The organism is Caballeronia glebae, from assembly GCF_001545035.1.
Classification (GTDB): Bacteria; Pseudomonadota; Gammaproteobacteria; order Burkholderiales; family Burkholderiaceae; genus Caballeronia; species Caballeronia glebae.
In genome coordinates, this window is the sequence record NZ_FCOJ02000022.1 from 68,313 (window position 1) to 81,530 (window position 13,218).

A 13,218-nucleotide genomic window follows, 5' to 3' on the forward strand; every position below is an offset into this window, starting at 1 on the left:
GTTCAGGCGAAGTGGCTGACGTGCGGAATCATCGCCGCTTGTCCGCGATGGACGCCGTCGCGATCGAACAATTGCCACACGGTCGCGCGCTTGATCCAGAAGCGCTCGCCCGACTTCGTGACGCGAATGCCGCGATAGCCGTCGACATAACCATCGCGCGTGACTTGTTCGAGGAACGCCTGACGTTCGCTGCGCTCGGGCGCCTGAGCGGACAGCCGCGACGGCAGGGCGGTCAGTTCGCTCCACGTATAACCGAAGAGCCGTTGCGCGTTCAGGTTGCCGTAGACGAACACGGGATCGGGCTGCGTATCGTGCGCGAGGATGCCGAAGGGCGCGTCTTCGTAAAGCCAGCGCGCGCCTTCCGTCGATGTTATGCCTTCGGGCGTCAATGCAGCGTTGAAGAGGCGCGCATAACTTTCGCTGAGAAGCGTGAAGAAGTCGAGGTCGGTCGGCTGCATGTGCGAGATAACTCGTGTGTGCGCGAAGCCGCCACCTTACGCGTTTGCATCGCTTCGTGCACGCATCATTCCTGCGATGCGCACACGCGCCACGACGACGCCGGCTTCGGCGCATCGGCCGCTTCACGCCACCAGCGCTCGCCACGATGCGGCGCTTCGAGATCGAGACGCTCGCCCATGCGCGGCGTCGCCACCGCGACGCCACGCGCGAGAGCCAGCCCCGTCACGCGCTCGAAAGGTTCCTGCCACGGATGCATCGCAAGGTCGAACGTGCCGTTGTGAATCGGCACGAGCCAGCGTCCGCGCACGTCGATGTGCGCCTGCACCGTTTCCTCGGGCTGCATGTGGACGTAGGGCCATTGCGCATCGTATGCGCCGGTTTCGATCAGCGTGACGTCGAACGGACCAAGACGCTCGCCGATCGTCCTGAAGCCGTCGAAATAGCCCGTGTCGCCGCTGAAGAACACGCGCACTTCATCGTCGACGATGACCCACGACGCCCACAGCGTGCTGTTGCCGTCGAGGAGACTGCGGCCGGAGAAATGCTGCGCGGGCGTTGCCGTGAACGAAAGGCCGTCGATCTCCGCGCTCTGCCACCAGTCGAGCTGGCGTACTTTCGCTGCATCGATGCCCCATTCGATCAGCCGGTCGCCGACGCCCAGCGGCGTGAGGAAGGTCTGCGTCGTCGCGGCGAGCGCGAGCACGGTATCGCGATCGAGATGATCGTAGTGATCGTGCGACAGGATCACGCCGCGCAACGGCGGCAGATCGTTGAGCGCGATGGGCGGCGCATGAAAGCGCTTCGGCCCGACGCGCTTGAACGGCGACGCGCGCTCGCCGAACACCGGGTCCGTGAGCCAGTATTCGCCGCGCAGCTTGAAGAGCATCGTCGAATGCCCGAGGCGGAAAAGGCTTCGGTCGGGCGCGGCATCGAGATCGGCGCGCTTGAGCGTATCGACGATGGGCGCTTGCGTCGGCGCCGTGTTGCGCGGCTTGTTGAGCAGAATGTTCCACATGATGCGCAGCGTTTTGCCGAAACCTTCGACGGGACGCGGCTTGACATTGCGAAAGCGCTCGCCGTCATGTTGCGGCGACGCGCTCGACAACGCGCGTCCGCGTTTTGCTGCGGCAAGACCCAGGGCACGGCTGATGCGATCGGCGAACGAAGTCATGGGACGTGAAGGGACGTGAGCCCGAAGCAGAAAGTAGACTGCACAGTGTAGTTTAAATTTGAGAGAAAAGTAAACCGGACGGTGTAAAATATGGGGATGGATTCGAGCGACCTGAACGACATTCCCCAGCGCCTGACCGACCGCAAGCGCGCCGCGATCGTGAACGCGGCCGTGGCGGAGTTCATCGCGGCGGGCTACGACGCGACCAGCATGGACCGTATCGCCGCGCGCGCGGGCGTGTCGAAGCGCACGGTCTACAACCACTTCGAGAGCAAGGAGGCGCTGTTCGCCGCGATCCTGCATCGACTGTGGGATGCAAGCGAAACCGGCGATGCGGCGGTCTATAGCGCCGATGAACCGCTCCGCGCGCAATTGCTCGCCATGCTCACGCGCAAGCTGCGCCTCATGAACGACGAGGCTTTTCTATCGCTCGCACGCGTGGCGATCGCGGCGGGCATCCACTCGCCGGAGCGGGCGCGGGATATGGTGGCGCGAATCGGCGAGCGCGAGGAAGACGTGACGGTCTGGATCAGAAAAGCCGCCGCCGATGGCCGGCTCGCGGTTACGGACCCGGTCTTCGCTGCACAGCAACTGCATGGCGTCGTGAAGGGTTTCGCGTTCTGGCCGCAAGTGACGATGGGTCAGCCGCCGCTTTCGAACACCGAGCAAAAGAAAGTAGCGGAAGCGGCCGCCGATATGTTTCTCGCGCACTATGAGCGCTCCACGCCAAAACGCGCTTAAGGGTGCTTTCTCACCGCCGCTCAGACGAACGAAGACGCGAAGCGCGACATCTCGGTGCCGTTTTGTTCAAGCGCTTTTCCGCGAACGGCCGAACGTTCATGCACGAATTCGAGCGAAGCGACGAGACGCTCGAAGTATGGGATTAACTTCGCGCCGATTAGGGTATAGGGTCTATAAGTGCGCAGATTCTTGCGCACAGGATTCACCTGGCGGTTTTTTGCGTCAGGCTGCGGTAAGCCTTCGTCGAAGGAGAAAATCATGAAGACCGTCCTCGTTACGACCACGCTCGTGGCCGCGTTTTCACTCGTCAACCTCACTCAGGCGCAAGAGCCGAGCGATACCCTGCAGTCCATCCCCGCATCCAGCCAACAAAATGCGCAGGGCGCGACGCCTTCCGGCGATACCGCCTATGGCGGCGTCGCCGTGGGACAGGGCGCGAGCGGGAGAACATCGAAGTGGGCCGGCGGCATGCGGAACACCTGCAGCCCGCAACCCTTCTGCAACGTCTATTCGGGCGGACAATAAGCGACGCCGGCAGGGCGGCCTTTTCGGGTCCGATGCTTGACTGAAAATGCCGCCCGCAACGATGCCGTCACCGGAGGCTGTTAAAATCCCGATACGTTTTCTATGGGCACGATGTGATGGGCTTTGAACAACTCGCCGGACTGAAAGAGCAACTCGCAAAACAGGCTGCCGGCAACGCAGCGAAAAAGAAGGCGCCGCGCGTGCGGCGTCCTGCGCCGGCGGGCGCGCCGAAGGCGGCGGCGCCGTCCAAACCCGCTGCGGCTCCATCGAAACCGGTGGACCCCGTCGTGCATACGATCGGCAAGCTGCAAAAGCGTTTTCCGCTCGCATTTCCGAAGAATCCCGCACCGAAGGTTCCGCTGAAGGTCGGCATTTTCGAAGACCTGATGAAGCACGCCGAGGAACTCAAACTCAACGAGAAAGAGCTGCGCGGCGCGATCAAGGTCTGGTGCCGTGGCAACCGCTACTGGACCTGTCTCGTGCAGGGCGCGCCGCGACTCGATCTCGCGGGCGTGCAAGCGGGCGAAGTATCGACGGCGGACGCGGAACGCGCCGTATATCTGGAAACGAATCGACTGGCGCGTTCGGCTTCGACTCCGAAGCCCGCGGAAACCGCGGAAACGGTAGAATCCGCGGAAACCGCCAAGTAACGCGACACGACGCGCGCAGCCTGCCTCGCGCGCGGCATCCCCACTTCATTTCGCACGTTTTCGACTTTCGCTCGAACGCATCGCATATCTTCGTATCGCGTGATCTCGCCCTATGTCTGCGGCCGTAATGCTTCGGCATGCGAAATATATTCGGGCGCGGGCGAAAAAAAAGCGCGATGCCGCTTCGGCATCGCGCTTCTTCTGGATCAGCCTTCGATCAGAACTTGTGACGCAGACCGACGCGCGTCACGAACTGCGTGTTCGCGCCCGCATTGCCGATGAATGACGGCGCCGAGCCGATTTCCGCCTGCACCGGCGTGCCGTTGTTGCTGCCCGACGCCTTCTGATACGCGCCGCTCAAATAGACATCGGTGCGCTTCGACAGCGCGTAATCGAACACGGCATTGATCTGATGCCACTTGCCATCGAGACTGCCGCCGAGGTCCGAGAACGTATAGCCGAGGCCCGCGTTGAAAGCCGGCGTGAACGCGTACTTGCCGCCGATTTCATAGTTGTTCAGATCCGACGAGCCAGCCGTGATCGGCTTGAAGTTGGTGTGCGTCCAGTTCGCCCAGATGGTCGCGGCGGCGATCATGTAGCGCGCGCCGACGCCATACGTTTCCAGATCGCGCAGACCCTGCGTGTTCACGTTCGCGATGCTGACGCCGAACGCCGGCGTCGCGCCATTCGGGAAGCGGATGTTGGTGTAAGCCGCGCCAATGCCGAACGGGCCTTGCGTATAGTTCAACCCGAAGCTGTACGCGCTGGAGGAGCCCTGCACAGCGTTCGCGCCGGTTCCCGTCGTGGGCGAACCCGCGAAGTTCGTCGAATTCGAGAAGCCGTACATCGCGCCGAAGGTCACGCCGTAGAAATTGGCGCTGTTGAACTTGACCGCGTTGTTGATACGGCTCGACGTCAGTTGATCCAGATCGTTGATGTGATAGGCGTAGTTGCCGGCGGCCGTCTGGCTGCCCATCGTGTAGTTGCCGCCCAGATAGTCGGTCGAGAAAGAGTACTGACGACCGAAGGTCAGCGAGCCGTAGTCATTCTTCGACAGACCCACATACGCCTGACGGCCGAACATCGCGCCGCCCTGGCCGAGCGAGCCGTCGCCGGTGCTGAAGCCGCTTTCCAGCACGAAGATCGCCTTGAGACCGCCGCCCAGATCTTCCGTGCCGCGCAGGCCCCAGCGGCTGCCTTGCGCGACGCCGTCGCCGTACTTCACCAGCTTGTCGTGGCCGGTCGAGGTCGCGACCTTGTTTGCATACGTGATGCCGGCGTCGATGATCCCGTACAGCGTGACGCTGCTTTGCGCGTGCGCCGCGATGCCGAACATGCCGAGTGCGGTAGCCGCTACGATTTGCTTCTTCATTCTTTTTTTCCTTGGTGTTGTCCGCGTGATGCGGATGCCGCCCGACGCGGCCCGAGTGGGGAATCGCCGCTGCGCATTCGACGAGCGCGAGCGCGGCCATCCCGGCTTCGCGAGAAAACCGCGCGAAGGTCGAGTGCTTCGTGATGTATAGGGCACTTCGTCAAACGAAGCGGGAGATGTCCCGCTGCGAGAAAACAGACAAGTAGCGTTGCCTCGGCACCTTGGCCGACGACTGACGTTATAGCGGACGAAATATAGCGCGTCGTCAGGTATTCGTAAATTTCAGAAACGCATCTTGTAGCATTTCTTTCACAGGGCGTCACAAACGGCACATGCTTTTGGCGCACTACATGCAACTAACGGTCAGGTCCGATACATCACGGCCTTGCGAACAGGCGCGCACATTGCAACGTAGTCGGAGCAACCAATCAAGCAAGGCGAGTACATCTTTAGATCGAACTCAATAAACGACGGGAGCCGATATGTCCGACCACAACAATCCTGACCCCTGCAGAGCGGGCGTCGCCTTTATCGAAGCGCAATTGACGATGCTCCATGCCTACGCGAGCCTTTTGTCCGACTGGATCGAGCGCGGCGCGCCGCCGCCGGACTTCGCGAAGGCGCGGCCGCTACTGGCGCGCAAGCGTTCGCATCCCGAAGCGCACACGCACAGCGAGGACGGCACGCCGACCAAAAGCGCGCCGCCCGAAGACGCGCTGTCGTGGCCATCGCTCGACACGGCCGACAAGCGCATTGCGTTCGCGCTAATCGTCCCGTGTACGAATGCGATTCTCGCGGTCGCCGAGTATTTCGATATGCATCGATTGTCGGCGTCGCGCGCGCCCGAAGTGCAGTTCCTCATGCGTCTGCGTGACGCGGCCGTGAACGGCAATACCTTCAACCTCGCCGGCGACGACTACATGCCGCACGCCGCGTATGCCGGCTTGATCGTCGATCACACGCTGGACGGCACGCTGCTTTTCAGCGACGGCGTGAAGCCAGGGTTTATCGAATTCGGCGATACGGTCGGTTTGCTTCGCTATCTGACAAAGCTATTGAAAAGCATGCAGACGGCGATCAGCGCGGGCGATGCGGGATGACAGAATCGAATACGCGGTCGGGCGCAAAGTTTGCGTAGAGATTAGCGACAACATCCGGTCATACGAAAAATGGACGAATCGCTGAAACGCCTGAGAGAAAGAATCGCAAAGCAGATCGCGCAGCGCGAGGCGACGCTCGGTCCGCTGCGCGAAAGCGCAATGCACGCGCACACGAAACACGACCGTGAACGCATTCTTCTGACAATCGCCGTGCTCGACGAAGAACTCGCCGGATGGAAGCAGGTTGCCGCCCGTATCGAGCAGGCGGCTTTGCTGGAACCGCGAACTTATCGCGCGATTCGCATGCCTGCATTGCGATAACTTCGCGCATTCGTTCTTCAAAGCTTTCAACTTCTGTGCGAAGCGTCGCGCGCAAGCATGCGCGTTCGATTTGCTTCAACATGTAGCGAAATCCCGAATACACCCGAACACACGCGTGCGCATTCCGGTCAAACTGATCGGGATGCCGCGCGTCTTCCATGGAGAACCGCAATGCCCGTTTCCAACGGCAGCATCGACACGCCCGTCTGGTTTATCACCGGATGCTCGACCGGTTTCGGCCGCGAACTCGCTTGCGCGGTGATCGATCGAGGCTGGCGCGCCGTCGTGGCCGCGCGCAATCCGGACAGCGTCAGCGATCTCGTCGAACGCGGCGAAGGCCGCGCGATCGCGGTGCGTCTCGACGTTACGCGCGCCGACGAAATCAAGTCCGCAATCGACGATGCCTACGCCGCCTTCGATCGTATCGACGTGCTCGTGAACAATGCCGGCTTCGGTTATCTCTCAGCTGTCGAAGAGGGTGAAGATGAAGAAGTGCGCGCTATGTTCGAAGCGAACTTCTTCGGCGCCGCCGCGATGATCAAAGCCGTGCTGCCACGCATGCGCGAGCGTCGTTCGGGCCATATCGTCAACATTACGTCGGTGGGCGGTCTCGTCAGCAATCCGGGCAGCGGTTATTACGCCGCGACCAAGTTCGCGCTTGAGGGCCTGGGCGAAGCGCTCGCACGCGAAACCGAAGGGCTCGGCATCAAGGTCACGGCGGTCGAGCCGGGCCCGTTCCGCACGGACTGGGCGGGCCGTTCGCTGAGGCAAACGCGCAATCCGATCGACGATTACGCCGAGACCTCGGGCACGCGGCGCGCGGCCATCGCGGAGCGCAGCGGCAGACAGCCGGGCGATCCGGCGCGCGCGGCGCAGGTCATCATCGAAGCGGTCACGTCGCCCGAACCGCCGGGACATCTCGTGCTCGGCGGCCCCGGGCTCGAACTCGTGCGCACGAAACTCGCGAAGCTCAACGCCGAAATCGAGACATGGCAGGCTCGCAGCCAGTGGACCGATAACCCGGCTCAGTGATCATGAAGCGGCCGCGCGCGGAAGAACAGCACATCCTCTCGCTCGTCGCCGACGATGCCGCTCTTCTGCACGTCGCGACGCCGCGCGTGCGCTTCGTGACGACTTCGAGCGGACCGTGCTACGAAGCCTTGTTCAACCGCATTGAACTCGATCGCGCCACGCTCGCGTTACCGGAGCCGTTGCTTCGAATTGTCGTGGCTCACGAAGTCGGTCACGCGACGCAGCGCAATTCGATGCTGCTCGATTTTGCGTGGACGGTGCTCGCCGCGATGGCGCTGCTGTCGATACCGTGCATCATCTTCGCGATTTCGCCCGATGACGATCTCTGGCGCACGGGCGTTCCCGGCCTCGGCTTCGTGCTGGCGTTCTTCGCGTGCGCGAAGATCTGGCGTATGCGCGCCGTAAAACGCGCGGCCACGTTCGAACTCGATGCCGACGCCAAAGCCGCATCGCTTTGTGGAGCGGCATCGGCTCTGGCGGCGCTCGAAACGATGGCGGCACGCGGATGTATCGACGAGGCGCGCGTCGATGCGATGCGCGCGCGCCTCATGTCGACATCGCGATAGTTGCCGCGTGCAAATCGGTCGCGCGGGAAAACACAGCAGCTTGAATTGTCGAAGAGCGCTCCTTGCAATAGTGCGAAATTGCCGCCGGTTCGCACCATCTTGCGTAGCGCAATGGAAGCGGGTCGCGGGTGACTCTATCCTCATGTGCCGCTCGTTCTCGTGCAAAGCGCGCCGCGCAACGAATCGCAGCGGGACGTCATCGATCTTCTTCGGGCGGGCTTGAGCGAGAGCCGTATGAGTCTGCGTGAGGACGGCGGCGAAGTGCTGCAGCAGATAGGAATCCGAACTACGTCGCGGCACGACGGACTACCTGATCTTGCGCGAAACCGCCATCCGAGCGATTCAGACTACGCCGCTGCGTTCGCGCAACGGCGTGCTGCTCGGCGTGATCTCGACGTACTGGCGCGATTCTCCCGGCGCGACGTATCGAAGCGGCCTGATATCGCGCGCAAAAAAGCACGGGCGTCCCGACAGAACGCCCGTGCTTTTATGATCCGCCTCGCCTTATTGCGTTTGCGAGGGAGGCGGTGTCGTCGACTTCTTGTGATGATGCTTCTGGCCTTTCTTGTGATACGCGGGCCGCGCTTTGTTATCGGGATATTCCGCCGCCGCGAACGACAACGTCGGCGCCGCGAATGCCGCCAGCACCAAAAGCACGAGGGATTTCTTCAAGGACGTTTTCATGGAGACTCGCTTGGAGGAGATGGCCTTAAAAGGGCAAGGCAACGCGTGGGCCGTCGCTCTGCACTGAAAAGAAACAAGACTTGATACTTCCGGTGCTACCAGGGAAAAAACCGGCTCGATCGCGTTATGCGTTTCTGAGCCGCGCGGCATCGCCCGGTTCCTGACTGTGTGGGCGCCGCCGAAGCAATAGTATATTGCACAAAAAAAACCAATTGATAAGTGCGATGAATAAGACCATGAAGCAGCGGGATTTTTTGTTTCGTACTACTTCGATATATGTGCATTCGCTGCCTGGGGTCAGCAACAAAGATCAGCAACTGCATCTACTATCGTTCCTGTTTTCAACCAACGGACGATCAAGTGAAAGAAGAAGACATCCGCAGGAATGCTTTCGCCATGCCTGTAAGCAGCCCCGCCTACCCGCGTCCGCCGTTCCGCTATACCAATCGCGAGTACCTCATCATCTCCTACGAGACCGACCTCGATGCGCTGCGCGCCGTTGTTCCGGAGCCGCTCAAAGTGGACAACGGTCTCGTCAATTACGAATTCATTCGCATGCCTGATTCAACCGGCTTCGGTGACTACACCGAAAGCGGTCAGGTGATCTCCGTAATCGGTCCGGATGGCAAGAAGGGCAGCTATACCCATGCGATGTATCTCGACGACGAAGGCCCGATCGCGGGCGGCCGCGAGATCTGGGGCTTTCCTAAGAAGCTCGCGTCGCCGCGTCTCAGAGTCGATGGCACGGACACGCTGCTCGGTACGCTCGACTACGGCACGCAACGTGTCGCGACGGCCACGATGGGCTACAAGTATCGTCCGCTCGATCTCGAAAGCGAGCGCAAGAAGCTCGCCGATGTGCCGAACTATCTCCTGAAAGTGCTCCCGCATGTCGACGGCACCGCGCGCGTGTGCGAACTCGTGCGTTTCTTTCTGCGCGACGTGAGCGTGCTCGGTGCATGGGAAGGCCCGGCCGCACTCGAATTGCACAGGCACGCGCTCGCTCCGGTCGCGGATCTGCCGGTGCGCAAGATCGTGGGCGCGCGGCATGTCATCGCGAATCTCACGCTCGATATCGGCGAAGTCGCTTACGACTATCTCGCGCCAATTGGCGGGCTCAAGCTCGCCGTCAATAAATAACAACGTTAAAGGAATAATCAAATGGCACTGCAAGGAAAAATCGCGCTCGTAACGGGCGCCGCGAGCGGTATCGGCGAACAGACGGCGAAGAGGCTCGCGAAGGATGGCGCGACGGTCGTCATCGCCGATCTGAATCTCGTGAATGCGCGCAAAGTCGCGGACGACATCGTCGCGGCGGGTGGCAAGGCGATTGCGTTGTCGATGGACGTGACGAACGAAGACGCCGTGAACGCCGGCATCGAAGATACGGTGGCGAAGCTGGGCAGCATCGATGTGCTGGTGTCGAACGCGGGCATTCAGATCATCGCGCCGATCGAAGAGTATTCGTTCGCCAACTGGAAGAAGATGCTCGCGATCCATCTCGATGGCGCGTTCCTCACGACCAGGGCAGCGATCAAGCATATGTACGCGTCGGGCAAGGGCGGTTCGATCATCTACATGGGATCGGTGCACTCGCACGAGGCGTCGAAGCTGAAGTCGGCGTATGTCACGGCGAAGCACGGCTTGCTCGGGCTCGCGCGCACGGTTGCGAAGGAAGGCGGAGCGCGCGGCGTGCGCGCCAACGTCGTGTGCCCGGGTTTCGTGCGCACCCCGCTCGTCGAGAAGCAGATTCCCGAACAGGCAAAGGCGCTCGGCATTTCAGAAGACGACGTCGTGAAGAACGTGATGCTGAAGGATACGGTCGATGGTGAATTCACCACGGTCGCCGATATCGCGAACACGGTGGCGTTCCTCGCAGGCTTCGAATCGAATGCGCTGAACGGGCAATCGATCGTCGTGAGTCACGGCTGGTTCATGCAATAACGGCAAGGAGAACCCATGCGCCGCAGTCAACGCAACACACATACGCAGACGAATCCCATCGCGCTGCCGGACTACGATGAGGTTTGCCTCGTGCTGCAAGGCGGCGGCGCGCTGGGTTCGTATCAAGCCGGGGTGGTCGAAGGGCTCACTGAAGCCGGCGTCGATCCGACCTGGACGGCGGGCGTCTCCATTGGCGCACTGAATACCGCGATCATCGCGGGCAATGCACCCGAGAACCGCGTGGCCGCGCTGCGCGGCTTCTGGAGCACGATCTGTCAGCCCGCCGATCTCATCGGACAGGCGGGCGCGTTCATCCCCGCCGCATTCGGCTTCGGGAATATCGCCCGCAAGTTTTCGAGCGACTGGGCGGCGGCCCACGCTGTCATGGAAGGGCAGCGGGGCTTTTTCTCACCGCGCGCGCAATGGCCTTTCGCGCTCGCGAAGAGCAAGCAGCCGAGCGACGTGAGCTTTTACTACACGTCCGCGTTGCGCTCGACGCTGCTGCAGTTCGCCGATTTCGACCGCATCAACGATGGCGCGATGCGCGTATCGGTGGGCGCCGTGAATGTAGGCACGGGCAATCTCGTGTACTTCGACAACAGGGAGATGCGTCTCGCGCCCGAGCACTTCATGGCGTCGGGCGCGTTGCCGCCGGGCTTTCCGGCGGTCGAGGTCGACGGCGAGTTCTATTGGGACGGCGGCCTCGTGTCGAACACGCCGCTCGCGGAGATTATCGGCGGAAGCCAGCATAAGGATGTGCTCGTGTTTCAGGTTGACGTATGGACCGCGCGCGGCACGTTGCCGGCCGATCTTCTCGATGTGAGCGACCGCACGAAGGACATTCAGTATTCGAGCAGAACGCGCGCGATCACCGATTTCGTTTTACACAACCAGAAGAATGCGCGGCTTATCAAGGAGTTGCTGGAGCACATTCCGGAAGAGACGCGTTGCTCGAATCCGTTGTTGCGCGAGGCGCAGTCGGTCGCGAATGGCGGCGCGCTGAACGTCGTGCATCTCATCTACAAGGACAAGTTCTTCGAAGGACACTACAAGGATTTCGAGTTCAGCAACGACACGATGGGCGAGCACTGGGCGAGCGGGCTGGAAGACATTCGCCGTTCGTTCGCGCATCCGGAATGGTTCGAGGTGCCGAATCGCGATCTGGGCTTCGTGACGCATGACGTGCATCGGCATGAGCCTGCGCCGCAAGCGACAGCCGAGATGCCGAAGCCAGCGGCAAAGAAGCTGGATGATGTAGTCGAAGGCGTTTGAAGCGGTGGCGGGTTTCATTTACTCTAGTTAGCCTCGATACAACGCTGCGAGGCATGCCATGCCCGATTGGAAACCCGCGACCTACCCATCCATCAGCCCCTATCTCGTCTGCGCAGACGCGCAAGCAATCATCGCTTTCCTCGAACGCGTCTTCGACGCCGAACTGGTCCGCCGCTTCGATCGTCCCGATGGCTCGCTGATGCACGCCGAAGTGCGCATCGACGACAGCATCGTGATGATCGGCGGCGGCGCGACCGATCAGCAATCGCAGGGTCCGCACATCCACGTGTACGTGCGCGACGCCCAGGCCGTCTACGATCGGGCTATCCAGAACGGCGCGCAAAGCGTGCAAGCGCCCGCGCGCAAACGTGCCGACGACGACTTCCGGGGCGGCTTTCGCGACGCCGCCGGCACGACGTGGTGGGTCGCGACGCAATAACCGGCTAACGCTTTTTTCTCTTCGCGCGCGCGCCCGGCGCACCCAGACTCTCGCGCAACGCGTCGGTCAGCGTCTTGAGGAACTGATCGACGGCAGGCGGCAGACGCCGCTCGCGCATCACCGTGACCTGCAACAGACGTTCGTTGAGCAAAGGCTCGTCGATGGGCGTGGCGACGAGCGTCGGCGGCCCCGGATCGCCTTCGAGCGCGATCGCGCTGCCGAGCGTGATTGCGCCGGTGAGGGCGGCGAAATGATGCATCGCGCTCGAATTGTTGCTCGTCATCACGGGTTCGAGGTGCACGCCGCGCGCCGAGCAGCACCAGTCGATCAACTGACGCACGGTCGTGCCGCGATCGAGCACGGCGGTCGGATACTGAAGCACGTCGTCGAGCGTAACGCTCTCTTTGCCCGCCAGCGGATGCGTTGGCGGCAGCAGCGCGCAGACCGGCGCCTTCACGCTGTATTCGACGCTCAACGCGGTCGATGTCGACGTCGAGAAGGCGAGTCCCACGTCCACTTCGCCGCTCGCCACCCAATGCTCGACTTGCCCGGGCGTACCCGAGCGCATGACGAAGCGCGTGCGCGGATGCGCGCGATAATGCGACGCCAACACGCTCGGCAGAAAGCAGCGCGTGAAACCCTCCGTGCAGCCAATGCGCACGATCCCGAGCCCGAGCGCATGTATCTCCGATATCTCGGCGAGCACCGCGTCGCCGTCCATCAGCGCGCGGCGCGCGTGCTGCACGAGCAATTCGCCCGCTTCGGTCAGGATCATGCCGCGCGGCATGCGCTCGAATAGCGGCGCGCCCGCCTGTTCCTCCAGCTTCGCGATCTGCCGGCTGATCGCCGATACGGCGACATGAAGCTGTTCCGACGCCGCCGCCAGCGAACCCGAGCGCGCGACTTCCACGAAGTATTTGAGTGCGATGCCATGCAGCACGA

The 13,218-nt window shown here is 62.0% G+C and carries 17 protein-coding genes; 11 read left to right on the forward strand and 6 right to left on the reverse strand.

The window, feature by feature from the left end:
• Positions 1–2: 2 nt before the first annotated feature.
• A complete protein-coding gene (locus AWB82_RS16920) occupies positions 3–458 on the reverse strand; it encodes an MEKHLA domain-containing protein (RefSeq protein WP_086969159.1) in 456 nt (151 codons plus the stop codon).
• A gap of 65 nt (positions 459–523) precedes the next feature.
• The gene (locus tag AWB82_RS16925) at positions 524–1,630 is read right to left on the reverse strand and encodes an MBL fold metallo-hydrolase (RefSeq protein WP_086969162.1); all 1,107 of its coding nucleotides are present in this window, start codon (positions 1,628–1,630) and stop codon (positions 524–526) included.
• 96 nt (positions 1,631–1,726) lie between these two features.
• Here AWB82_RS16925 and AWB82_RS16930 point away from each other — a divergent pair, with 96 nt between their 5' ends.
• On the forward strand, positions 1,727–2,371 hold the full coding sequence (locus tag AWB82_RS16930) for a TetR/AcrR family transcriptional regulator (RefSeq protein WP_086969164.1): 645 nt from the start codon (positions 1,727–1,729) through the stop codon (positions 2,369–2,371).
• A gap of 20 nt (positions 2,372–2,391) precedes the next feature.
• Here the strand turns inward: AWB82_RS16930 and AWB82_RS16935 are convergent, their stop codons facing one another.
• Positions 2,392–2,631: a hypothetical protein gene (locus AWB82_RS16935; RefSeq protein ID WP_086969165.1), complete on the reverse strand. Its 240-nt coding sequence runs from the start codon at positions 2,629–2,631 to the stop codon at positions 2,392–2,394.
• Between AWB82_RS16935 and AWB82_RS16940 the strand changes: the two genes are divergently transcribed.
• Together AWB82_RS16940 and AWB82_RS16945 are read left to right on the forward strand one after the other, a co-directional pair.
• Entirely contained in the window at positions 2,630–2,896 is a 267-nt protein-coding gene (locus AWB82_RS16940) for a hypothetical protein (RefSeq protein ID WP_086969168.1), read from the forward strand. The two genes, AWB82_RS16935 and AWB82_RS16940, sit on opposite strands and share 2 nt — an antisense overlap.
• A gap of 116 nt (positions 2,897–3,012) precedes the next feature.
• Positions 3,013–3,546, forward strand: coding sequence for a ProQ/FinO family protein (locus AWB82_RS16945; protein ID WP_086969170.1), 534 nt, complete (start codon positions 3,013–3,015; stop codon positions 3,544–3,546).
• Between the two features lie 217 nt (positions 3,547–3,763).
• On the opposite strand, the gene AWB82_RS16950 is transcribed toward AWB82_RS16945, so the two are convergent.
• A complete protein-coding gene (locus AWB82_RS16950; protein ID WP_086969171.1) occupies positions 3,764–4,918 on the reverse strand; it encodes a porin in 1,155 nt (384 codons plus the stop codon).
• A 482-nt stretch (positions 4,919–5,400) separates the two neighbouring features.
• Between AWB82_RS16950 and AWB82_RS16955 the strand changes: the two genes are divergently transcribed.
• From AWB82_RS16955 to AWB82_RS16970, 4 genes are all read left to right on the forward strand, one after another.
• Positions 5,401–6,018: a hypothetical protein gene (locus AWB82_RS16955; RefSeq protein ID WP_086969174.1), complete on the forward strand. Its 618-nt coding sequence runs from the start codon at positions 5,401–5,403 to the stop codon at positions 6,016–6,018.
• A 69-nt stretch (positions 6,019–6,087) separates the two neighbouring features.
• Positions 6,088–6,339, forward strand: coding sequence for a hypothetical protein (locus AWB82_RS16960; RefSeq protein ID WP_086969176.1), 252 nt, complete (start codon positions 6,088–6,090; stop codon positions 6,337–6,339).
• Between the two features lie 171 nt (positions 6,340–6,510).
• Entirely contained in the window at positions 6,511–7,371 is an 861-nt protein-coding gene (locus tag AWB82_RS16965; RefSeq protein WP_086969178.1) for an oxidoreductase, read from the forward strand.
• Positions 7,372–7,373: 2 nt separating this feature from the next.
• Positions 7,374–7,937 carry a M48 family metalloprotease gene (locus AWB82_RS16970; protein ID WP_200818130.1) on the forward strand — a complete coding sequence of 188 codons (564 nt, stop codon included), beginning with the start codon at positions 7,374–7,376 and terminating at the stop codon, positions 7,935–7,937.
• Between the two features lie 504 nt (positions 7,938–8,441).
• On the opposite strand, the gene AWB82_RS16975 is transcribed toward AWB82_RS16970, so the two are convergent.
• Complete coding sequence (locus tag AWB82_RS16975; protein WP_086969182.1) at positions 8,442–8,621, reverse strand: hypothetical protein; 180 nt, start codon at positions 8,619–8,621, stop codon at positions 8,442–8,444.
• Between the two features lie 360 nt (positions 8,622–8,981).
• Between AWB82_RS16975 and AWB82_RS16980 the strand changes: the two genes are divergently transcribed.
• Genes AWB82_RS16980 through AWB82_RS16995 form a run of 4 tightly spaced genes read left to right on the forward strand, consistent with a single transcriptional unit; the run spans position 8,982 to position 12,276 of the window.
• Positions 8,982–9,761 (forward strand): acetoacetate decarboxylase, encoded by a 780-nt coding sequence (locus AWB82_RS16980; RefSeq protein ID WP_086969183.1) that lies wholly within the window; start codon positions 8,982–8,984, stop codon positions 9,759–9,761.
• Positions 9,762–9,782: 21 nt separating this feature from the next.
• The gene (locus AWB82_RS16985) at positions 9,783–10,565 is read left to right on the forward strand and encodes a 3-hydroxybutyrate dehydrogenase (protein ID WP_086969185.1); all 783 of its coding nucleotides are present in this window, start codon (positions 9,783–9,785) and stop codon (positions 10,563–10,565) included.
• Positions 10,566–10,580: 15 nt separating this feature from the next.
• The gene (locus tag AWB82_RS16990; protein ID WP_086969186.1) at positions 10,581–11,837 is read left to right on the forward strand and encodes a patatin-like phospholipase family protein; all 1,257 of its coding nucleotides are present in this window, start codon (positions 10,581–10,583) and stop codon (positions 11,835–11,837) included.
• 58 nt (positions 11,838–11,895) lie between these two features.
• Positions 11,896–12,276, forward strand: coding sequence for a VOC family protein (locus tag AWB82_RS16995; RefSeq protein ID WP_086969188.1), 381 nt, complete (start codon positions 11,896–11,898; stop codon positions 12,274–12,276).
• 4 nt (positions 12,277–12,280) lie between these two features.
• Here the strand turns inward: AWB82_RS16995 and AWB82_RS17000 are convergent, their stop codons facing one another.
• The gene (locus AWB82_RS17000) at positions 12,281–13,216 is read right to left on the reverse strand and encodes a LysR family transcriptional regulator (protein WP_086969190.1); all 936 of its coding nucleotides are present in this window, start codon (positions 13,214–13,216) and stop codon (positions 12,281–12,283) included.
• Between the last annotated feature and the right edge of the window lie 2 nt (positions 13,217–13,218).